Genomic DNA, 22,649 nt, shown 5'->3' with positions numbered 1-22,649 from the left:
AGGAAAATTTAATTTAGTTTTCTAATTGTAATTTTACGGTATCAATTAAGATTCGATTTCCATCTAATTTATAGAGTTCTCTTGCGTTGATCCAATTTCCATTCTTATATATTAGAATCGTATCTTTTTCTAAATCATACCATAATTCAAATTCTATTTCTTGCTGGTTAGTTGCATGGACTAAAACCAAATATTGATTGTCTTTTACAGTTTCTTCAATAGCAACTTCGGCATTAATTGCTTTTAAAGCAATATGATTCTTCCAAAAATTAGTACCATTAAATTCAGGAATTACTACAAATAAGAGTTTTCTTTTACCTATTTTTAACTTAGGAAAATCTTTATATTCGGGATACCAACTTTTGAGTGTTACTTTTGGCTTTTTCTTCAATTTAATAGTATCCTGTCCATAACTACTATTTGTCAAACCAAACAGTAATAAACATAAAAAAATAATTCTATTTACTTGCATTTGAATCGATTAAACTTTAAACTAATTACTAAATAATTATTTATACGGAAACTGTAGTGTTAATTACTAAAAGCCTTTCATATTGCTATTTAAACTCCAATTTCTTTTAAAAAAAAACACTATTATCAGATGCTCCTATAGCTCTATATTGTGAGTCTTACAAAAAAAATAAGGATCGCATTTTGAAACTTCACAACCACCCAAATGAATTTTCCCTTTTTTTGCTTTTTTTATCATTATTTTTGAAGGTAGACCATACACTATTGGTATTATATTATCTGTATGACTACCAACACATTTTCTAGGCTTGTTTTTAAAATAGGTACATGGTCCAGGATAGTTTATATCAATAACTAAATCTTTTTCATCAACAATTATATTTTCTATAATCATATCTTTTTCCCCAAGATGATTAATAACAACTTTGTAATTCCCAGAAGGTATTTTTTTTACTAATTTATAATTACCAAGACTATCAATCTGAGAACCTGTAAGAATTGAATCTTTTTTTTTGAGTAAAACAGTAATATAATGATAATCATAATCTGTATCCGTGAGAAAAATTCTTCCTGACAACTGATTTTGACTAAATCCTGCGAATGATATTAAAATACATATTATAATTTTGCTAAGATTCATTTTTATGAAGTAATGTTTATACAGTTTTTTCAAGTTATCGCATAACGTCTCGCAGTTTTTTGGCTTGGTGAATTCCATAAAAAGATCATTTTATTAAAGATAAAATTTCTTGCGAGATTAAAACTGTATTTACTAAAAATTTGCAATAGCGCATAAACTGTGTTATAGGTATCAACTTTTAAAAATATGCTTTTAAACTCCTATTCTAATTGTTTTCCTTTTAATTATTTTACCTTCTTTACTAGAACGATGATATAAAAAAACACCTATTGATAATAAAATTGATACTGTTATAATAGAATCTTCAATGCCAATTCCTCCGCCTGTAAACAAAACTGGACCTTCAAATTTAGCATGAATAATTTTACCCATATCCTCTAATCCTGTAAGGTTTGAACCATAAAAAGGTTGCGCAAAATTCCAACCTAAATGAAAGAAAAAAGGCAACCAAACTCTTTTAGTATATACAAAAAGCATTGACATGGTAAATCCCCAACACAGCGACATAAAAAAGCTAAACCAAGTGGTGTTTGGATTAAAAATATGATACGTTTCAATGATCATTATGATTAGAATGGCAAGGTTCGTTCCCAACCAGTTTTCTAGTTCGCGTAATACTAAACCTCTGGTAAAAAGATCTTCAATTAAAGCAGCAACAACCAGTGTCATGAACAATTTAAAGGAATAATTATCACTACCTATACTAATAATTTGATAGTATCCCAATAGATATAAAATAAAAATTGATACTGAAATAGCAGCAAATCCAATTAAAAAGCCACCAAACATTTCTTTGGGTAAGTGTTTTATTGAAAGTTCTTTAACTTCTCGTTTTTCATACCAGCGAAATAAAAAATAGTAACTTGAAAGTAGTACCAAAACAGAAACCAGATGGATGAATGGGTCGGCCGTGTTTTTGTCTTCGATTACGCTATAAAATAGTGGTTTTGATACAAAATTTTGTAGTACTACAAAAAGAGAAAAGCAAAACGTTATTCCCACAATTATTTTTGTAATTGGGAAATACCAAATTTTTTTGAGGGATTGATTCATAATTTTGATTGATTGATTGATTGATTGGACGGAGACAATGGAAGATTGTTACAAGAAAATAAATTAAAATTTTCTGGCTTTTTTAAGCTAACCGCTATCGTTTTAGAACTTGGAGATGTTGGGAGTTTGAAAACCTATTATTGCTATTGAAGATACAATTTCTTGAGAAATGCAAACAAGAATTCTCTGCAAAATTCGCAATCTTTTTACAAGCTAATAATTATGTGAAGCGTTAGTTATCTATTGCAGCAAAAAATTCTTTACGACCTTTTTTAGATAATTTCCCCCATTTATATGTTCTTCTGAATGGATAAGTGTCTATAAACTCATTTTCTTCATCAATTTCAGTTATTGCAATTATGTTGTCTTGGTCATCTAAAAATAGGAGCTTTCGATTATATGCTACGGTAGTTTCTCCCCAAATATACGAACTCGAATCGGATAGTATTTTAGCAAGGCGTTGTGCTGTATGTTTATCGATTTCCTTTGGTAAAAAGAAAGGGTTATTATAACATTTTGCTTTAGCAACTTTGTTTATGAATTCTGATATTACTTTTTGATTCTTTTGTACATCATTACTATAAGTATCTCGCCAATTATTTTGATTTGCTTCTTCTTGGTTTTTTGATAATACTTCTTCTATTTGTCTAAAGTTTGGATAGGCAAAATAATTATAAGCTAAAAATGATAGTATAATGAATAGAACTATTAAGATTATTTTTTTCATAGATTGTATAAAAGTTTCACATAGAATATAATCTATTCACTCTTCTTATATTTTCCTTCAAACGGACATCGCATTCCATGAAAGTCACAATTATCTTCTTTTAGTATCAATTCATTGTCTAGTAAATTAAATTCGATTTTTTTGCATGCTTCTGTTGAAAAAATTCCATTCTGTAAATCTATTAATTTTACAACTCCTTTTAAGTAACCTAAGCATCCCGACTCTGTTCCATTTGATATTTCAAAAAAAAATAGTTCTCCAAGGATATTTTTTAAGGTAACGGAGCCCAAATATTTTTCAGAATTAAACAAATCTTCATAGGTTCCTTCAATTTGAAGAATATCCTCTGTTACTTTTATTTGCTTGTCTGACGCAATAGTCAATTCACATTTTAATCTTTTATCTTTTGTTTTGTCAACCCATTTTCCAACAAAACTAGTGTCAGTTACTTCTCCAATAAATCCTATTTTAAATTCAGGTTCATAATCACTAGATTCATTTAAAATAAATTTAGTTCCTATCACTTGACCTTCTAATACAATTTTTGTCTTGTATTTTTCGTAATAATAAAATCCTCGTACAGTATCATTTTCAATAGCTAAAGTCATAGCTATAGGATATTTTTCAGAAATGGAGCCCGTCAATTGAATACTTCTTCTATTTGTTTGAGCAACTAAATTAAAGGTCAATAATAGTCCTAATAAAATCAACATACTGTTTCTCATATATAGTGTGTTTTGAGTTGTACACAAAGATTTAGTGTAAAACCTCTAATTCGTTCATTTTATTTCTATTGAAGGATTAAACCACTACTTTTTATATATATTGTTGTGGTGTCATTTATTATTTTAGAAAATCTTTAAATTAGTCAAACTGTAAATTATCCTTCTACTTGTAATTAATTTTTCTTTTGACAATTTTTTCGGTATCCTTACTCCTTATAAACTCTATCTCGATCCAATTACCTGAATTGTCATACTTAAATTTGTTTTTAGTAAACACCTTACCTTTTGAAAATTCAATAACTTCAACTAATCTATTATCCTCGTACTTATATTCTATTACATTCTTAGATTCATTGTCAAATATTACCTTTATTAGATTATTGTTGTTGTCATATATATATTTTTCAAGGTTTGTATATTTTATTGTTCCATCATCTTTATTAATAATAGTAAATGTCGTTTGGGTTTTGTTACCTGATTTATCATATAAATGTTCCATTTTTTTATCATACGTCCCATAATTATTAAAAATTTCATCTTTCCTCGTATTATATTTAAAATCAAAACTTATAAGATATTTATTCATTAAAATAGATTCTCTAATAATATAGTTGTCATTATCCACACGATATGTATACATTTCATTATCAGGATTTATAGTGTCTTTTTCTGAATAATATATCCTTTTTATTATATCATTTGAATAGTTAAACTTTTGAATAGTGACAGTTTTTTCCTTACCTAGATATGTAGTTAATATATTACTTAATCTTCCAGAAGAATCATAAGTCATTACTTTTTCAAGTTGCTCAGGCAGTAATGAACTGTCTTTATTCACAACTTTTATTAAATTAGTCATTATTTTTCCATCTTTATACTTTAAAAAATGAGATTTAAATAATGTTGTGTCTGTGGGCTTAAAACTTCCATAATTATCTATTTGATATTCATCAATTTGCAAGCTATTAACAACATCTGAATCTATTAGAAAGTCAACTTTATATTCGATTTTTCTATAAGGAATACTAACAAACTCTTCTGTTTTCTCCTCAAAAGTCTGTGAAAACATATTAAAACTAAAAGTAACTAAGATTAATAGAGTTAACTTTTTAATTCGCAATTGTATGACATTTTTCATTTACGTTATTCGTTTAATTTTAAAAGCACCACAATATTTTACGACTAGAAGTAGTAGCGTAAACCATTACCAAGTCCTAACAAATATAGATTTATTTTAGAAAACTCGTAGACAAATGGCCTTTTTAATAATACCATTTTGCATTCTTTTCTTCTACCTCCTTCTTTCTGTATTCAGCAATCTTAAGGATAAGATTTTCAGGCAAAGGATTATTGAATGAAAATTGAACTGAATCTTTTTTAGTTATGTATTCCGTAAGTTCTTTTTCAAAGGGTTTCAACGCAGGTCCAGTTGGAATAAAACTCAAGTGAGATTTATGTGCAGAATACGCGAAAAGTATCGTTTCTAATTCGAATACTGGTTTTCCCCATTTCAATCCTTCTTTTGCTTTTGGTGCAACGCTTTTTAAAATCGAACGCAATTCTTTTATTTTCAATTGTGCGTTCTCAGGTAGTTGTTCAATGTACTCTTCAACGGTTTCAGGTTTCTTCTTATCCATTTGTTTTTTTATTTATCACGTTTCTAAAATTACACACAACGGTTTTAGGCTATGCGTTCGGCTGGGTTTCGGAGTACAAAACTCTAAGTTTACATGTCAGCCCGTCTGAAGGAAAAACTTGTTAGTAGTCCGTTATTTTGTCTTCTCTAGTAATTTTTCCATTACTTTTTTCTTAAATGCTTCTTCGTCCAAATTTAAGTCTTCAGGTTTGTACAATTCAAAATGCCCTATGTTTTTGTGTTCGGTTGATAATTCATATGCAAATGAAATTTTTCTCATTGTCGATACTGAAGCACACAATTTTTTATGCTTTATTTTTTTTGAAAGTCGATATTTTTTGTCAACAAGCTTCACTTTTCCTTTATGAAATTCAATGCTTATACTGTCATTCTTTTTATTTAATACATTTAGGCTTTCTAAAGGAATTGTCATCTGCCTCAATTCTGCATAAGACAATCAATACCGATGATGAAACAATTCATATCTCACGTTACTATCGTTAACTGTAATCACAACGTCAAGATGTCCTGGAAAAAATTTAGAGCCTTTTTTGGAAGTAAAAGTGTCTTGCGAATAACTATTTAAGATGTACTAATGTAAGTAATAGTATTGTCAGTTTAATTTTCATCCTATTTCGTATTTTAAAACACCCTATAACGTTCCGAGGCTAGGCACAGTGCGGCTGCATAAAACGATTATTCCTTGCTAAGGTAAGATTTTCCAGCGGAAAATTGAAGGTGTTGTTTAAGTAATAGTAGCTATTATACTAAACTGCTGTTAGCGGTAGTTTTTTATCATTGAAATGGCTAAATCTTCTTTGTTTAAAATGTTTGAATACCAAAATCCTCTTCCCCATGTTCCTTTACCAAAATACTCTTCGGGATATTTAAAACTTAGAAGTGTTGACGTTCTACTTTTTAATCTTGAAATTTTTTGAGTCATTGAATTTAAATCGGAAAATACTAACATTTCAACTTTTGATTCATCAATTTTAAGCATTTTAATTTCCAATCCATTGATGATTCTGTCTTTGTTTTCTTGACAAAGTTCTTCAATATCAATCTTTAATTGGGCCATTGCTTTTTCTTTAATTAAAAGGGGGCTTTTTTGTGTATCCTTATTTACATATGCAATTTGTAACTCATGAGATAAGTTACAACTTATATCATGATTTTTTAATTCTACATAAATGTCTGTAAGTTTTTGCCAATTACCATTTTTATCCCACACTGGATATTCGCCAAATGTTGTCCAAATAATATGAAATAGCTGTTTATTACCCATAGTTTTTGAAATTACCGCAAATGCTTTGTTACCTACTGCGCTTTCTTTTCGATATTTTATGCAAAATATAAATTTTATCATTTGCCCAAACTTTAATTGTGTCTGGTATTTCAGGAAGTCTTTCAGATTTCTTACTTTCTTCTACATTTTTCGCATGTTCTTCTTCCCACTTTATGATTTCGGATAAACTCCTTACATATTCAACATTTATATTTATTAATGAATATTTCGTGTCAATCTCAAATTCAGCAGTTCTTTTTTAATCTTTAAAAAATAATGCCGCACTTTGAATTTTAGAGTGCCTTGGAATTACACACAAGTTAATTTTAAAAATACTGTCTCCATAAATTGATTCGGAATCATATTCTGCTGAAGATGAAGTTGGCTTTAAGAATTTTCCATCGATTTTTAATTCAACGTTTTCTCTTTTTCCGTAATAGTAAATTTGTGTCAGACGGCTCGAATCAGACTCAATATCTTTTTCTATTTCTAAAATCCGATTTCTAATTTTTTCTTTATACTCAGATTTCATTACTTTCCAATTCCAAGCAAGCTCTTTATTATTTACTGTATCAATGTTTTTTTCGAAACGCACTTTAATATCAGATTCAGATATTGGTTTGTATTCAAATTCTTGACTGTAAAGGTCCCTTCCGAATAGCACTATCAATATTAGAGTGATTTTTTGCATTGTTGGTAACGGTTAGCCGCTTGTAGCAGTTGCGTAAAATTATAACAAAAGATTACAAGTACAAAACTCCTCGTGTAATTTTCGAATACTCGAACACTTTGTACAAACTGGCTTAGCAAAATTCCCAACACAAGCCTAGCCTAGTAATTTCTTGTAACTGCTTTTAGCTGTTTTTTTAATTTATGGCAATTTAGATAATAACAGATTTAAACTTTCAATTATCAGATTGGGTTCATCATTCATTATATAATGACTGGAGTTGGTTGTCTGAATATGAGTAAAATCGGTTACTCCATTATTTAAAAGTTCGTGTGCATTGTACCAATCTTGTCGTGTTTTATTGTAGGCTTTGTCAGCATTTATATTTGTATCGTCTTGTTTCATACTTGTTAAAACTATAACAGGTACATTTGGCAAATTTTCAAGTGTAGCCATATATTGTGCATCTTCAATCAATTGCTTTGCCTCCATTTTTGAACCAACACTTTTAAGACCGACTAAAAATGTTATTAAGTTTTCTTGCGTTTGTGAAGGACGATTAAAATTTTCGTGTGAAGGATCTATAAATAATAACCCTGCTATTTTGGCAGGATTCTTAATAGCGTAATCTCTAATGATAAAACCTCCTAATGAATGCCCAACGAGTATTACTTTTCTTCCATTTGAGAATTTATTAATAGTACTATCAAGTTCTTCACTCAATTTTGCAATATTTCTTGGTGCTGTACCTTTTTTCGATTTACCATAACCAGCTCTATCATAAAGTAACACATCAGATTTGCTACTAATTTTTATTGCTACACTTTTTTTGTCCCAAATAGTGTGATTATCTCCAAGCCCAGATTCAAAAACCATTAAATATTTTGTGTTATGAATTATGGAATAGGCAGTAAGATTATGAGTTGATAAGTCAATCTTTGTTTCTTTATAACTGGTTCCCGATTGCATTATTTTATTTGAGCAAGAAGAGATAAATAATAAGGGAGCAATAGTTAAAAATATATTCTTCATGTGGTTGTCTTTATTTAGCTTCAAGAATCAGTTTGGTTATATTATCCCATAACTGATAAAACTTAAATATTTTTGGGTCATTATCATCTAACGACCAAATGTTTGTTGCAAGTGTAATCGTGATTCCCTTTTCAGGAAAATACCATGCTTCTGCTGCTGCACCAGCGCCAGAACCATTATGACCAATAGCAAGTTGCCCTGTTGGAATTCTATAGAATGCCAATCCCATACCATAATAAGATTGCCCTAATGTATTGTCAGGCGCTGACATTTCAGCTAATGAAGTTGCATTTACTAGTGTTTTATCTTGTAATAGTAATTTGTAAAATTTAGCAATATCATTAGTTGAAGCAATAATTCCATCATCACCAATTGATGATTTTACAATTCCAAATTGCAAATCAGAAATATCAGTTGTTTGATTTGGAATTATTGATGAAGAATAACTAGATACAGTATTTGTAGGTTCTGTGGTAGAACTATATTGTGGAACATAGAAAGTTTGAGTTAAATCATATTGATTAATAATATTATTTGTAATATAATCGTGATGATTCTCGTTTGTTACACTATCAATTATTAAAGCTAATAAATGATAGTTTATATTGGAATATTCATATTGAGATCCAGGTGTGAAGTGGGCGGGTCTATTGTAAACATATTGTAAAATTTGACTACTTGGCATTGGCAAAACTCCTGTTTGAGCATCTATAAAAAATTGTGGATCATCTAAATAATCTGCAATTCCAGATTTCATATTTAATAATTGTTTTACAGTTATTATGTTCCCGTTTGTTATATTATTACAAATTGTAGGAGCTAAATAGTTATTGATAGTCGAATTTAAATTGATTAATCCTTGCTCTTTCAATTTTAGAATGGCAACAGCAGTAAATGTTTTAGAAATACTGTGCATATAATTGAGGGTATTTGTCGTATAATTTGCATTTGTAGTTAGATTTGTTTTTCCAGCAAAAAGTGTATAATTATAGCTGTTAGATTTGACAGATATACTTAATCCTGGAAAGTCATTTACTACTGCATTATTTATAAGTTCTTGAACTTTAATTTTTGCTTGGTCTGGTGTTAAAGAATTATTTTCTTCCTCTTTTGAACAAGAAAAAGTTAAAAACAAAATAGAAATTGCAATTGTAAGTTTTGTGAATTGTTTCATTTTTTTTGGATTTATATTTTCAGCAAAAATCTATTAAAAATGAAGTGCAATTGTTCGTATTTATAACTTGGAACCTAATTGTTTATAAACTAGCACTTGTTTTATTGCTGTTTAAATTCTGATGGGGTTTGTCCTGTGACTTTTTTGAATGTAGTATTGAAGACCGTTTTAGAATTGAAACCAACTTCAAAACCAATACCTAACAAACTCAAATGAGCCATTTTTGGGTCTAGTAAAAGCTTTTTTGCCTCCTCAATTCGATATCGATTCACAAATTGGAAAAAATTTTCATCAAAACCTTTATTAATTAGATAAGAAAGAATATGTGGGGAAACATTTAACAATGATGCTAACTTTACAAGACTTAATTCGTTATCTAAAAAAGGTTTTTTGGAGCTAATTAATTCTAACAATTCAATTTTTAGTTCTTCTAATTTTTCATCAGTAAGTAGTTTTTTTCTGTTATCTTCAGGTAATGCTTTCTCAGCAATAATAGTTTCTATTTCTTCTTTTTCAATTAAATTATATGGAAATATTTCTTTTTGTTTCAGCCAATAATAAGCAATATATAAAATACCAATAAGATATAGTAAACTGCTACCTAGATTAAATATTGAATTTGTATCCGACAATTTAAACACTATATCTCCAACCCAAAAAACTGCAATTACAAATACGCTTATAATAATATTTTTCAACCATTTTAAATCTACATTTTCAATTGTCGAATTGAAAGATTGAATGTTTTTTTGATGTTTAATAATTTTTATAAATGCCATAATGCAATATGGTACTACTTGAAGACTAAAAATAATATTAAATACTATAGTTACATTTGCAACAGTTTCAGGATTAACTTCTTCTGGCTCTACATATGCTTCAAAAAGATGAGACATTAGAATAAGAAGAAGCATCAAAAGGGCAAAGAAAAAGTGTAGAAACTCTATTGTTTTCCATTTCTTAATAGGTGCTACAAAATAAGAAACGCTTAAATAAAAAATAGGTGAAATTACAAAACTTGATATGCTTATTATTTCAATAAAAATGTCATCTTCTTTTAGTAATTTAGTAAATAAAAGGACATTTTCTAAGAACAGTAAGAAAATACAAAACACAAAAGTACCAAACCACTTATTTGCTTTAGTATTAACTTTGTTAGTGTTTACAAAGATTATAAAGGCTAATAAAAATGCTGCTCCGCTAAGAATAAAATCTATTAAATTTATCATTTAAATACTAATTTATACTTGTAAAAGTACAACTTTTAAACTTGGATATTCAAGTTGTTGATTTGTCCGCGATTTTTTGAAAATAACAGCTAATTCATTTATAAGTCTAAAATTGTCAAACCCATCCCATACACCTATAATCCGTTAGATAGGTCTAATAACAGTCAGCCTTTGATGTTCAAAAATAACAATTATACATTACAAATCATCAAAAGGGCTTTATATAAAGACAAAACTTCTTCTTACCGAACCATTTCATAAACTACCTAATCTTCAAAACAGGTAATTCTACCCTAGTTTCAAAAAACAATTTAACGGAACTTAGCTTCAATAAAATTACTTACAACAAACAGTTAATTTCAAAACATGATGAACTTTAAACAAAAACTACAAGAAATTACCGAGAAACCAGATGTAATTCTGATTATCACAGACGAACAACGTGCAACTCAACATTTCCCTCCTGGATGGGAAAAGGAAAACCTAAAGACCCTAACGTTCTTAAAGGAAAACGGCTTTAGTTTTGATCGGGCGTTTTGTAATACGTGTATGTGTTCGCCCAGTCGTACGACTTTGTTCACAGGCATTTATCCTGCGAAACATGGGGTAACACAAACGCTGACGGAAGGTGGTTTACTTTCGCCTCAGGAACCTACTTTAGATACTTCTTTGCCTAATTTAATGAATACGTTTTGGGCAGACGGTTATGATGTACAATACCGTGGAAAATGGCATATGAGTAAAGGGGTAGCACCAACTGGTACAAAAACCAATTATGAGAGTTTAACCGCAGCGGATATTTCGTTATACGGTGCTATGGGTTGGATTGCTCCTGATGCAGGTGAAGATGTGAATCCACTGAATTTTGGAGGAGGTTATGCGAATCACGATGCACGCTATACGGCTGAAGCCATTCAATATTTACAAGAAGTAAAGGAAAGACGTAAAAAAGGAGACCACAAACCGTATTTATTAATTCTTTCATTGGTGAATCCGCACGATGTATTGGCGTATCCAAAAACAGCTGGAACTTGTGGGTATCATCCGGATAGTTGGTTAAAAAGAGACATTGGTTTACCCGATACCGAAGGGGAAAACTTATTACTGAACAAAAAACCGATGGCTCAAGAACAGATTAAATTGAATATGGCTGTGAGTTTGGGCGAAATTATCTCTGAAGAAGACAAATTGAATTATGTGAATTTCTACGCGTCTCTTTTAACGGAAGTCGATAAAGAAATTGGTCGTTTTGTAGACGAATTGTACAAAAAAGATGAAAACGGTAAGCGTTTAGCAGATTCGGCTTTGGTGACCTTTACTTCCGATCATGGCGAAATGGGCTTGGCACACGGTGGTTTGCGTCAGAAAACGTTTGTGGCTTATGAAGAAGCCTTGCGCATTCCCTTAGTCATTTCCAATCCGATTTTGTTTGAAGGAGCGGAAAAGAAAAACTCCATGAGTTTGGCAACTTTAGTGGATATTATGCCGACGCTCTTAGAAGCTGCAAATGTTTCCAATGCACCAACAGGTTTGGCAGGAAACAGTTTATTACCGATTATTGAAGAAGACAAAGCGGTTCAAGATAGTATTTTATTTACCTATGATGATATTAAAGCGGGATCTAATAGCAATTGGAACATTGTAAAAGCTGCCAATCGCATTCGATGCATTCGTACCGAAAAATGGAAATATGCCTATTATTTTGATGCTTTTGGTGCGTATTACCAACAATATGAATTGTATGATTTAGAAAACGATCCATCAGAATATACCAATTTAGCTTATGATCCAGATTATGCCGCAATCCGACAAGAATTAGCCGTGCAATTGCATCATTTAGAAATTGAAAAATTAAGAGTGCATACGCCTTCTTATTAATTAGACTAGGGGTTTAAGTGAGTCAAGGCTGTTACAAAATACGAGATTACGCCATAATACTACCACTCGTATTGGGACAGCCTTACTTTTTTAAAATTTATTTACCAATTTATTTAAAAAGCGAGAATGTCTAATAACAGTAATCGTCCAAGTTAACATGCATATAACTCCAAAAAATAAACAGGAAAACAATAAACTTTTAAAAAATAAACTTATCATCAAAACAAAAAAGAAATTAAAATAAAAGACTCTCTTCATTGAGATATGATAAATTAGCTGACCAGAAGTGTTATCTATTTTAAAATATCCTTTATCAACATTTGTCATGAAATGATTTCGAGATTGTTTATTAAAAAGTGCGTTTTTAAAATGAATTTCAGAATTCACTATCAATACGTTATCTACCAATGCTTTTTCTAATGCGAGATGTATACTAGCATTTAAATAATTTATTTCTAGAGTTTTTTTTTTTATTTTTCTTTTAAAAGTATGTGTTATAGGAAACATTTTAATTAGATTTCAACCTTTTTATACAAAAAATTAATGCATTGTTTTTAGTAGTAGCATTGTTTTTAGTAACAAAAATAATGAAGTAGATTTACGTATAATCAGCTACATCAAACGGTACATAAAAAATATTTTCTTTAAAACGCTCTCCTACTTTTTCTTGTCTGGTAAAATACAGTCTTTTTTCTTTTTCCTGTACGAACAGATAGAAATTAATACTAGTAAGCATCAAAAATTTAACACATAAAAAAACAACAAACCCAGCAATACCAAGGCAAGAACCTAAAATTTTAGGTCTTTAGGGTAAAATTTTATGTCTACTAACCTAAAATTTTAGGTCTCTAGGGTAAAATTTTACGTCCACCCACCTAAAATTTTACCTCTCTGGGGTAAAATTTTACGTCTACCTACGTAAAATTTTAGGTTCTTGCGTTAAAATTTTAGGTTATGGAACGTAAAAAAGGAATATCGTACTAATTGGGAAATACTTGCTATCGATGTTGGTCAATTAAAATAGCATTCCCATCAGGATCGGTTAAGGTAATGTATTCTGGTCCTTCAGTCGTTGCATCCGCTTGACGGGTCAATTCAATATCGGATTCTTGCAATTGCTTTTGGATTTCCCTAACATCGTCAAAAGAATCGATTGGTTGTGCGTTGCCATCCCAACCTGGATTAAAGGTCATGATGTTGTGATCAAACATCCCTTGGAAAAGTCCGATAACCGCATTTTCATTTTTTAAGACAATCCAGTTTTGATCGATGTTACCTCCTTTGTAAGTAAACCCTAATTTTTCATAAAAGGCTTTGGATTTATGAATATCTTTCACCGCAAGACTGATGGAAAAAGCACCTAATTTCATATGTATCTATTTTTAGTTAAGACTATAAATTTAATGCTTTTACAAGTAAAAAATCAATAATTTGATACTTCTTTTCCGACAAACAAGTAGCTTTTACATTACAATTTTAAGTATTAAACACAACCTCTAAAAGGATACTGAGGCTTCCATGGGGTAGTTAATACATTTCTACTAAATTTCAAAATTGTTGCTTCCGATTGAATACTGAATTTAATTTGAAACCTAACTTTATCATAAAAAATAGTATCCACATGAAGAGAAAAATCACCATTTAAGGCTTTTTCATCAGAAATTAAATAAATCATATGATTGCCTTTATTTCCTCTTTTCGTCTTATATGTAGCGGTAATTTCTTTGTTTAAAACGGATTCGATATGCAATGAATCTTTCCATTCATTTACATACACCTTATTATATTCTTTAGGGAAAAGTTGATTCTCTTTTTTTGCGGAATATATTTTTTCTCCTTGTAAAACGAGTTCGTCCAAATCCCAATTTCCTTCTATATTAACGGTATCAGGAGTATAAAATGCTAAATACAAAACACCGCTAAAGAAAAATAAAACGAGGACATATTTTAAAATTTTCATCATTGATTTTCAATTTGCTCTCTCATTTTTTCAATATCAACTTTTTCTTTCATTCTTTTGTGCTATGAATACTGGATTGAAATAGTTTTATATTTACAAACCTAAACTATTTTTTAAAACTAATTAAGGAACAAGTAAAATTATTCTAAATAAAAAAAGCCGTAGCTGAACTAACAAAACAGCTACGACTCTTTTATGTAAAACGACTTATAAAAGCAGTTTTAAATTGGTCTTTTATAATGAATTGATAAAGTCAATTACTTTTTGGCGTTCGGCTTGACTTAAATTTTTAAAATTGGTTTTCGCTGTAGCTGCTTCTCCTCCATGCCATAAAATCGCTTCTTCCACATTTCTAGCTCTACCATCGTGTAATAAATAGGTATGGTTGTTTACGGTTGGTATCAAACCAATGCCCCATAAAGGTGGTGTTCTCCATTCGTTCCCATCTGCTAAATAATCAGGAGCGTTATCGGCTAATTCTGGTCCCATATCATGTAATAACAAATCGGTATACGGACGAATAATTTGATTGCGAAAGGCTTCAATATAATACGTACTACTCGTTGTCATTTTGGGTATATGACATTTGGCACACTCGATACTATTAAAAATTTCTTTTCCTTCCAAAACGGTTTGGGACTCATAATTTCGTCTGGCTGGTACCGATAAAGAACTCGAATACAAGACCACTTTATCCAAGGTTTCATCTGTGATTTCAGGTGTACCCCCATTTGGAATAGAAGCACCATTGTAACCCGTAGGAATGTTTTCATTGGGAAATAAAGAAGAAGTTATCCCGATATCACCAGAGAAAGCACCCGCAACTTGTTGTTTCACATTCGGTTGATTGGCTTTCCAACCAAATCTACCCATTTTTGTGGTTTGCGAAGCCACATCAAAAACATAATTTGCTTTCCCTGAAATACCATCACCATTTGCATCTGAAACATCTTGATAGCCTAACAAAGTCGCTTCAGGAATCGCTTCGAGTAATCCCATTCCGACCATTTGATTGGCAATTCTAGGAGAAACACTTACCGAACCCGATAAGGCACCATAATTCAGATTTACAATAGTATAGACTGGTTTTCTCAATTCTACTTGCGTTCCATCGGCATAGGTTTCATAGAAATATTGGTACGAAATTGTATACTCCCCTTCTTTATCCTGACCTAGAATTGCGACATCTTGCAATTGATTACCATAGGTTGTTTCAGGTAAATATCCACCATGTGTATCAGTTTGTGGTAAATTCAAACGCAACAATAAACCTGTACCTAATTCCCCATTATACATAGGTGGTCTTCCTCTACCATCTTTAAAATGGCAACTCGAACAAGAAATAGCATTGTAAAAAGGTCCTAAACCATCTCGAGCGGTTGCACTAGCAGGCGCAGCCACCCAACTTTGCCTAAAAAAGGAATTTCCAATACCAAAATCAGATTGTTGTTCGGCTGTTAAATGTGAGGAGAAAAATCCGAAAGCTTCTTCAGACACATTAAAAGAAGTTGCATTTTTACCTCCAGAATATTGCTCGTCTGCTTCAGGTATCAATTGATAGGTTTCACTATCTTGATCTGAAGAACAAGAAATAAAAAGTGAACTTATATATATTAGTCCAATAAAAACACTTTTATAGCTGTGACAATTCATTCGTTTTACATTCAAATTTTGGAATGAATTACTCTATGGTAATTCCTAAACTTTGTGCGGCTGCTTTTAAATTAGAGCCCATTAATTGCATGGCATCTACTGCCGCTTTCACTTTTGCACCTTCTGTAGCCGTAGGCCCGTCTTGGATTGCCATATCGAAAGGGATTAGAGTAGCATTCGTTTTTAATTTAGCATCTGCAATCGCTTCATTTACCTCGTTTGCTAAATTGAAATTACTTTCCCTTACTAAATTTTCTAACGAAACACCCGAAATGGTTCCATAATCGCCTTGATACACATTGATAGCACCTTGTAAATTTTGACGAATATCTCTGTGCGTATTGTCACTAAAACAAGAATGTTCGTCTTCTTGATCTTGATTGTATAAAGCAACATTAACTCTTTCTATAGCCAATTCAGAATAAACTAAAACAATAGCCCCTGTAAACATTTTTTTAATAGCTTCATTCTCATCTAAATTCAAGAAATAGTTTCTATAGGTTCCGTTTGGTTTCCATTGATCCACCAAATACGATAAATGATCGGTAAGTAAGTCTGCGCAAATGTTTAAATATGCTCTTCTTCTATCTTGATTAGCAGCAGTACCAGCGTCAACAAAATCAGTATAAGGTCTTTGACCTGCTAAATTAGCAGATGGAGCGGTTAAATCTTGTCCCCATAAAAGGAATTCGATAGCATGATAGCCTACGCTAATATTTTTTTCCCCACCTTCTTCATTTAAACTTTCCAATAAAGCTTTAGAAAGTGTAGGATAAGTAGCTGTATTATTTATAATACCTGCTGAAGGAGCACCGTCTACATAATCGATAAAATTTTCGTCTAAAGGCCATGCATTCAGCATCGATTCTGGACCATTTGCGTCATCTATAGGTCCATCAATAAAACGAAAAGCTTCGGTAGTTCCATAACTTTCTCTTGCGGTTTGCCAAGCCATTTTCGCTTGATTGAATAACGTTTGTGAAGGTGCTGTAGTGAAATTCGTTATTGCAGTTTCAAGAGCTACTGCATCATTATAGGCTTGCACATAATTAGCATGTACTATTTCAGCATAATTTTGAATCACTTCTGTTTTAGATATTCTTTGAATGGCTTCCTCGTCATCTTGACAAGAGTTAAAAGCAAGTGCAATAGTAGTAAGTAGTAATAATGGCTTAAAAAATCGAACTTTTTTCATGGGTTTAAATATTTTATAGTAAGAAAAATGCAGTTTACATTTAGTACAGGGCAGCCTAATTCTAAAGGATGCTACATTTACTTCCTATGTAATTAATAATCCCTGCAAAATTATTATTATTTAGATTTAATACAAATAAAAATAAAGTTATTTTTAAGCATTTAATGATAATTTAATGTGCAACAAGAATTATAGCCCCTTTTAAATAGTATTAATCGACTATTTTTCGAAGTAATCGTTGCAATAATCATTATAATAGAACACGATATCAGGAATGGTATCGACATCTAATTCTTTGTTTTTAATTTTCTCGATTAAAGTGGGACAATCTGAAAAATATTCAGGAGCCATTTTTTTAAATCGATCTGCTAAATTGATGGCCACATCTTCGTTTACTCTTTTGACATAATAGGATTCCGAATAATCGTATTTACCAACTGGTCCAGCACTAACGCCATTGCTTCCAACTGTAAACCCAATACCCACTTTCATACCATAAAAATTATCCTTATACAAATTAAGGTTTCCTCTTTCGATTACTTCCATTAAAACAGGCTTCTTTTTATTTTTAATTGAAACATATTCATATTCTTCTGAAAAGCCATAACCTTCAAAAACAATTCCTGACACCATTTCAGAATCCCATTCAGTACTTTCGCTTTTTTGATCGACTCTAAAATAAATTTTATCTTTTTTTATTTCTCCATATCCTTTTATGGAAGTACTGTCTAAAAATAAGATTTTAGCTTCTCTTTCTTGAGCAAATACACCTTGCATTAATAAAAAAGCACTTATAACAATAGCAATAGGTTTCATATTCGTTCAAATTTTAAAATTTCAAAATAGTAAGTAAGGACTTATTTTGCAAAGCTTCTTTTAAACTGTTAACAAAACTTTGAGAATAACAATATTCTCCCCTTTCACAAAAATAATTACCTAAATTATCTATTACAACATATCCACTACAAGGATAGTGAATTGGAAAAAAATTCTTCTCAATTAAACTATTAGTATCCAACTGCCAATTAATTTTTTTTCCGAAATCCTCTATTTTGTCATTTGATGAATATGTAAATACTTGTTTAATCGAAGTAGTAGCCTCGATATCCTTGTGGAATTTATTATACTTTTTTGCAAAATTTTCTTTATAAGATTTTGTACTACAAGCATCATTACCAGAATAAAAATTTATAAGTAGTATTTCGTAATCATTACTTATAGGATTTCCAGATAGCACATTTTTTTGAATAGTATTGTAGAGATTTGGATCAATTTTTCCTGTTTTCAATCTAGCAACTTTAACATTCATGAAACAGGTATCTAAATCAAACCTAAGAGTATAGGTTAATTCCTCTTCTTCAACTTTTTCAAATTCATTTTTAGATATATAATTTAAGTCATCATTCAGATAAAACTCTCTTTTTTGACCCAGTACACAAAATGAATTCAATGTAAAAATGAAAAGCAGTAAGTATTTAGACATAATATATTAAAAAATAATTCTTGAAATATACATTATAAAATTCAATTTGTAAACCTCTAAAACTTAAACTCTATGGTAGCATAAAATACTCTAGGTTCAGAAGGTATGATACCTGGTCCTGGATAACCAGTAGCTCTTTTCGTGAAATACCATGAATTTAAGACATTATTAATTCCAGCTTCAAATTTTAGTTGTTTCCATTTGTAGGAAGTAGACACATCCAAAACATAATAAGTAGGAATTTCACCAAAAATACCATAGGTATCATCATCTGAATTGGTTTTAATATTTAAAGCATCTGTAAATTGAGAAGAAACATAAGTAAATTGCACGCTAGATAAGAAGTTTTTGTAACCAATACCTGTTCCTAACTTTACATTATAATTGGGAACAAATTCTACTTTATTTCCTTTAATTGTTTCAACTTTTGATTCCACATATTGAGAATCTGTTAGAGCAACATTGGAAAAGGCGGTCCATATAAAGTTTTCGTTGTCTCTAAAAAAAGTTTTACTAATATTCCAATCTAGTAGCGATTCAAAACCGTATGTTAAAGCGGTTCCTAGATTATCTCTATAACGTACATCTACAGCAGCTCTTGTAGGACTTTCTATTCTTTGTTCGCCAATTTTATCCTGATAATACAAAGCATATACACTAGCATCAAAAGAAACAACATCTCTAATTTTTCCTCTTAAACCTATATCCGAAGTATAGCCTTTTTCGTCTGTAATATTAGGATTAATTTCAAAACTAGGTGATGTAGTACGAATGTCGTTAAACGTTACCGAACGATAATTTTGAGAAACATTACCATACCATTCTAATCCGTTTTTCATTTTGTAACTCGCTCCAATTCCGAAAAGGAAAAATTGTCTTTCCTTTACATTTTCTTCATCAACAGAAGTATCCAATAAAATATTACCTGCTAAATCGGTGATGATTTTTCTGTAATAGCCATTGGCTTGGGTTTTAATATTTTCATATCGAAATCCTGGTGTAATTGAAAAGGCATCCGTAATTTTAAAGATGTTTTCTCCAAAAATTGAGACATTCAAATTAGGAAAAGTATAATCCGATTGATTGGCATAATTTGGGAATTCAGCAGTTGCAAGATTAAAATTAGCATCACTTCCTGAGCTTCCAGGGCCTTGAAGACCTGAATTTTTAGCCTGATAATATTTGGCACCCAATAAAAAAGCATTTCGTTTTCCAAAGAAATCATATTTTTTTAGATAACGCGCTTCTGCACCCCAATTGACAAAGTCACCAATAATTAAATCACGTTCTGTACCTTCGACATCGCTGCTTGAAACTCGATTCGTACGATATCCTAAAGCTTTTCGGGAAGCGTTTAAGCCGAATAATTGTAAGGAAAAATCGGCATCATGTTGAAAATGATGTTTAAATCGTAAGGCATACAAATTCCAATTCACATCAAACCAATTTCTACTTCTGTTACTTTGTTTTGGATCTTCTTCAAACATAACATCGGTTAAACCACCTGGTTGTTGTGCTAAATAATCAAAATAGGTATAATCTAAATGCAAAGATGTATTTGCTGAAAATTGGTAATTTAAATTCGCAAAATAGGATTTAGAATCAAACTGTGAGTTGGGTCTAAAACCGTCACCAGTCTTATAGTTGTAATACGTATAATAGCTGAATTTACCATGTGTTCCGCTTACGCTTGTAAAATTGGTAAACAAATTATAAGAACCTATCGTATTTCTCGTGATAACTTCGATGGGTTTTGAGGTTGTTTTTTTTATTTTAAAATTAACCATTCCTCCAAATTGCGTTCCATATTGTAAAGAAGCCGCTCCTCTTACAATTTGAATCGATTCTAAGGCTTCTGTAGGTGTTGCATAATAACTTTCTGGGTAACCCAAAACATCTGCACTTATATCGTAATCGTTTTGTCTCGTATTAAAATTAGACGTTCGGTTGGGGTTTAACCCTCTCCCTCCAATAGACAATTGCAATCCACCGTCGTTACTTTCATTAATAGTCAATCCTACGACTTGCGCATATACTTGTCGTGGATTATTTGTAGCTTTATTAGCCGTAATTTTATCTAGGGATATAACTTCTGTTTTTTTACCCGCGTAAATAGCGGTTTCTTCAATATCTTTTAATTTATTGAGTGCAAATTGCTTTTCTTTCTCTTTAATTATGACCACTTCTGATAGTGTTGTGGCTAATTCTTTTAACGTAATTTTAAGAGTATTAGTATTGGGTTGAACGGTTACTTCTTCAATTTGATAGCCTTGTAAAAAGAAAACGATGGTATTATTTCCTTCAACTAACGACGTAATTTCGAAAGTACCATTAGATGCACTACGCGTATATTGATAAGTTGTTTTATTATATATTTCCACATTTTCAAGTGGCTTATTCAAACTATTGGTTACAATTCCTTTTACACTTTTTTGAGCAAAAGATAACGTAATACAAAAAAATAATACTGTACTAAAAACCTTTGATAACATCGTTAAATGGTAAAATCCACGTTTTGTGTTGGAATGATTCATATTCTTTAGCTAAATCTATATTTGGATCGAGGTATCTTTGACTTAGTCTTCCGTTTAAAGCTACATAGCTATCTACAGTTACTATAGGGTCATTTACACCTGTTTTTTCGTAATAATCGTGTAAAAAATGAGCATATTCTAAAATAAAATCAGGTTGAAAAGCCATTTGTTTTTCCTGAAAAGGAGTTAAAAAACGTGTTGTATCAATTGCTTTTCTTTGTTTTGTTTTAGCATCTGTAACATAAAATTGGGCATAGCCTGCTTTTTCCATTAACATGACTCTCCAAGAAAATCGAAATCCTTCTTCTGTCCAAAACAACTCATCGGGATATAACCAATAACGAAATGGAAAAACCAACTGAAAAGCCATAAATAATGCTAAAAAACACATTTTTAAATTATATTTAGGTGGCTTCATTGTTTCAATTAAGGTATTTGGTGTTTCAAAAACCGTTAGCTTACTTTTAAACGGGGCAAAGATAAAATTCATTATTCTTTTATGAAACCCAGCGCTGAAGAAAATAAGTGTACTAATAATCATTACATAGGGAAAAACTCCTATAGGAAATAATATTTTGGTTAATACATGAAAGATTACTACAAAAACAAAGGCAATATTTCTTGTTTTTTTATTCCATAATAAAAAAGGAATGATTAAATCATAAAGAGCACCAAACCAGCTAAAAGCATATTGTACCCATTCCTTATGAAACCAATTTCCAATGATTGGAGTGTTCGACTGATTGGGTAACCAAATTTTTAAAGGCATGGCTTCTAGTAGCCAATCTGAATTGAGTTTGGCTAAACCAGCGTAAAAATATACTATGGTTAACATTACTTTTAAAACATCAATATTCCAAGTTGGTATTTGAAGTCTTTTTATTTTTTCTTTTTGTAAAGCATCTACTGAATAATTGGCATTGGCAGGCAAAAAAATAAGAATAAAACTAACTACTGAAATAAAATAATAATGATTCAAGTAAGTCGTTTTATCCATTAATTCTATATAGGTAAAACTCAAAAAGAAAACCGTAATCGCTAATTTATAGCGATAACCAATAGCGATAAATAGTGCGGCCAATCCACATATAAAAAATAAAATATACGTAAAATTGCCCAAAGGTTTTACCCATTCAAAACCATAATAAGTGAAGTGAAATTTGGGCTGGATATACATTTTATCTATCCAACCATAGGCAGAAAATCGAATGATACTAAAAAGCATCATTAAACCAAACGCCAGCCTAAAAAAAGCTAGCGTTACAGTATCTGATTTTTTATTTAAATACGTTTGTATCAAATTA

23 protein-coding genes are annotated in these 22,649 nt (G+C 30.7%); 1 reads left to right on the top strand and 22 read right to left on the bottom strand.

From position 1 onward, the window contains the following. Positions 1-13 precede the first annotated feature (13 nt). The 13 genes from FHG05_RS09475 to FHG05_RS09415 all read right to left on the bottom strand — a co-directional run bounded on the left by FHG05_RS09475 (position 14) and on the right by FHG05_RS09415 (position 10,642). The gene (locus FHG05_RS09475) at positions 14-472 is read right to left on the bottom strand and encodes a hypothetical protein (RefSeq protein ID WP_140997776.1); all 459 of its coding nucleotides are present in this window, start codon (positions 470-472) and stop codon (positions 14-16) included. A 135-nt stretch (positions 473-607) separates the two neighbouring features. Next, a complete protein-coding gene (locus FHG05_RS09470; protein WP_140997775.1) occupies positions 608-1,111 on the bottom strand; it encodes a carboxypeptidase-like regulatory domain-containing protein in 504 nt (167 codons plus the stop codon). 192 nt (positions 1,112-1,303) lie between these two features. Then, positions 1,304-2,164 (bottom strand): CPBP family intramembrane glutamic endopeptidase, encoded by an 861-nt coding sequence (locus tag FHG05_RS09465; RefSeq protein ID WP_140997774.1) that lies wholly within the window; start codon positions 2,162-2,164, stop codon positions 1,304-1,306. 232 nt (positions 2,165-2,396) lie between these two features. Beyond that, positions 2,397-2,891 (bottom strand): hypothetical protein, encoded by a 495-nt coding sequence (locus FHG05_RS09460; protein ID WP_140997773.1) that lies wholly within the window; start codon positions 2,889-2,891, stop codon positions 2,397-2,399. 32 nt (positions 2,892-2,923) lie between these two features. Beyond that, a complete protein-coding gene (locus tag FHG05_RS09455) occupies positions 2,924-3,616 on the bottom strand; it encodes a hypothetical protein (protein ID WP_140997772.1) in 693 nt (230 codons plus the stop codon). A gap of 163 nt (positions 3,617-3,779) precedes the next feature. Continuing rightward, complete coding sequence (locus FHG05_RS09450) at positions 3,780-4,754, bottom strand: hypothetical protein (protein ID WP_140997771.1); 975 nt, start codon at positions 4,752-4,754, stop codon at positions 3,780-3,782. 124 nt (positions 4,755-4,878) lie between these two features. After that, positions 4,879-5,253 (bottom strand): iron chaperone, encoded by a 375-nt coding sequence (locus tag FHG05_RS09445; protein ID WP_140997770.1) that lies wholly within the window; start codon positions 5,251-5,253, stop codon positions 4,879-4,881. Positions 5,254-5,385: 132 nt separating this feature from the next. Then, on the bottom strand, positions 5,386-5,685 hold the full coding sequence (locus FHG05_RS09440; RefSeq protein WP_140997769.1) for a hypothetical protein: 300 nt from the start codon (positions 5,683-5,685) through the stop codon (positions 5,386-5,388). A 345-nt stretch (positions 5,686-6,030) separates the two neighbouring features. Beyond that, on the bottom strand, positions 6,031-6,618 hold the full coding sequence (locus FHG05_RS09435; protein ID WP_140997768.1) for a hypothetical protein: 588 nt from the start codon (positions 6,616-6,618) through the stop codon (positions 6,031-6,033). Between the two features lie 178 nt (positions 6,619-6,796). After that, positions 6,797-7,228, bottom strand: coding sequence for a hypothetical protein (locus FHG05_RS09430; protein ID WP_140997767.1), 432 nt, complete (start codon positions 7,226-7,228; stop codon positions 6,797-6,799). Between the two features lie 180 nt (positions 7,229-7,408). Next, the gene (locus FHG05_RS09425) at positions 7,409-8,239 is read right to left on the bottom strand and encodes an alpha/beta fold hydrolase (protein ID WP_140997766.1); all 831 of its coding nucleotides are present in this window, start codon (positions 8,237-8,239) and stop codon (positions 7,409-7,411) included. Positions 8,240-8,249: 10 nt separating this feature from the next. After that, positions 8,250-9,413, bottom strand: coding sequence for a serine hydrolase domain-containing protein (locus tag FHG05_RS09420; RefSeq protein WP_140997765.1), 1,164 nt, complete (start codon positions 9,411-9,413; stop codon positions 8,250-8,252). Positions 9,414-9,514: 101 nt separating this feature from the next. After that, positions 9,515-10,642 carry a helix-turn-helix domain-containing protein gene (locus FHG05_RS09415; RefSeq protein WP_140997764.1) on the bottom strand — a complete coding sequence of 376 codons (1,128 nt, stop codon included), beginning with the start codon at positions 10,640-10,642 and terminating at the stop codon, positions 9,515-9,517. Between the two features lie 366 nt (positions 10,643-11,008). Between FHG05_RS09415 and FHG05_RS09410 the strand changes: the two genes are divergently transcribed. Further along, complete coding sequence (locus FHG05_RS09410; RefSeq protein ID WP_232338075.1) at positions 11,009-12,520, top strand: sulfatase-like hydrolase/transferase; 1,512 nt, start codon at positions 11,009-11,011, stop codon at positions 12,518-12,520. A 598-nt stretch (positions 12,521-13,118) separates the two neighbouring features. Here the strand turns inward: FHG05_RS09410 and FHG05_RS18395 are convergent. From FHG05_RS18395 to FHG05_RS09370, 9 genes are all read right to left on the bottom strand, one after another. Further along, complete coding sequence (locus FHG05_RS18395; protein WP_157504227.1) at positions 13,119-13,256, bottom strand: hypothetical protein; 138 nt, start codon at positions 13,254-13,256, stop codon at positions 13,119-13,121. A 262-nt stretch (positions 13,257-13,518) separates the two neighbouring features. Further along, positions 13,519-13,890: a VOC family protein gene (locus FHG05_RS09405; protein ID WP_140997763.1), complete on the bottom strand. Its 372-nt coding sequence runs from the start codon at positions 13,888-13,890 to the stop codon at positions 13,519-13,521. A gap of 113 nt (positions 13,891-14,003) precedes the next feature. Further along, positions 14,004-14,483 carry a hypothetical protein gene (locus FHG05_RS09400; RefSeq protein ID WP_140997762.1) on the bottom strand — a complete coding sequence of 160 codons (480 nt, stop codon included), beginning with the start codon at positions 14,481-14,483 and terminating at the stop codon, positions 14,004-14,006. Positions 14,484-14,714: 231 nt separating this feature from the next. Then, positions 14,715-16,133 (bottom strand): di-heme oxidoreductase family protein, encoded by a 1,419-nt coding sequence (locus tag FHG05_RS09395; protein ID WP_140997761.1) that lies wholly within the window; start codon positions 16,131-16,133, stop codon positions 14,715-14,717. A gap of 28 nt (positions 16,134-16,161) precedes the next feature. Beyond that, positions 16,162-17,328, bottom strand: coding sequence for an imelysin family protein (locus tag FHG05_RS09390; protein ID WP_140997760.1), 1,167 nt, complete (start codon positions 17,326-17,328; stop codon positions 16,162-16,164). 219 nt (positions 17,329-17,547) lie between these two features. Next, a complete protein-coding gene (locus tag FHG05_RS09385) occupies positions 17,548-18,144 on the bottom strand; it encodes a hypothetical protein (RefSeq protein WP_140997759.1) in 597 nt (198 codons plus the stop codon). 13 nt (positions 18,145-18,157) lie between these two features. Next, positions 18,158-18,811, bottom strand: a complete 654-nt coding sequence (locus FHG05_RS09380; RefSeq protein WP_140997758.1) for a hypothetical protein — start codon at positions 18,809-18,811, stop codon at positions 18,158-18,160. Positions 18,812-18,867: 56 nt separating this feature from the next. Next, the gene (locus FHG05_RS09375; RefSeq protein ID WP_232338074.1) at positions 18,868-21,345 is read right to left on the bottom strand and encodes a TonB-dependent receptor domain-containing protein; all 2,478 of its coding nucleotides are present in this window, start codon (positions 21,343-21,345) and stop codon (positions 18,868-18,870) included. Further along, entirely contained in the window at positions 21,284-22,645 is a 1,362-nt protein-coding gene (locus FHG05_RS09370; RefSeq protein WP_232338073.1) for an HTTM domain-containing protein, read from the bottom strand. The genes FHG05_RS09375 and FHG05_RS09370 overlap by 62 nt, the downstream gene beginning before the upstream one ends. Positions 22,646-22,649: the final 4 nt, after the last annotated feature.

This window comes from Flavobacterium profundi (genome assembly GCF_006491645.1).
In the GTDB taxonomy this organism is placed as follows: Bacteria; Bacteroidota; Bacteroidia; order Flavobacteriales; family Flavobacteriaceae; genus Flavobacterium; species Flavobacterium profundi.
The sequence above is the reverse complement of the archived record's forward strand: the minus strand, read 5'-3'. Positions and strand labels throughout refer to the sequence as shown.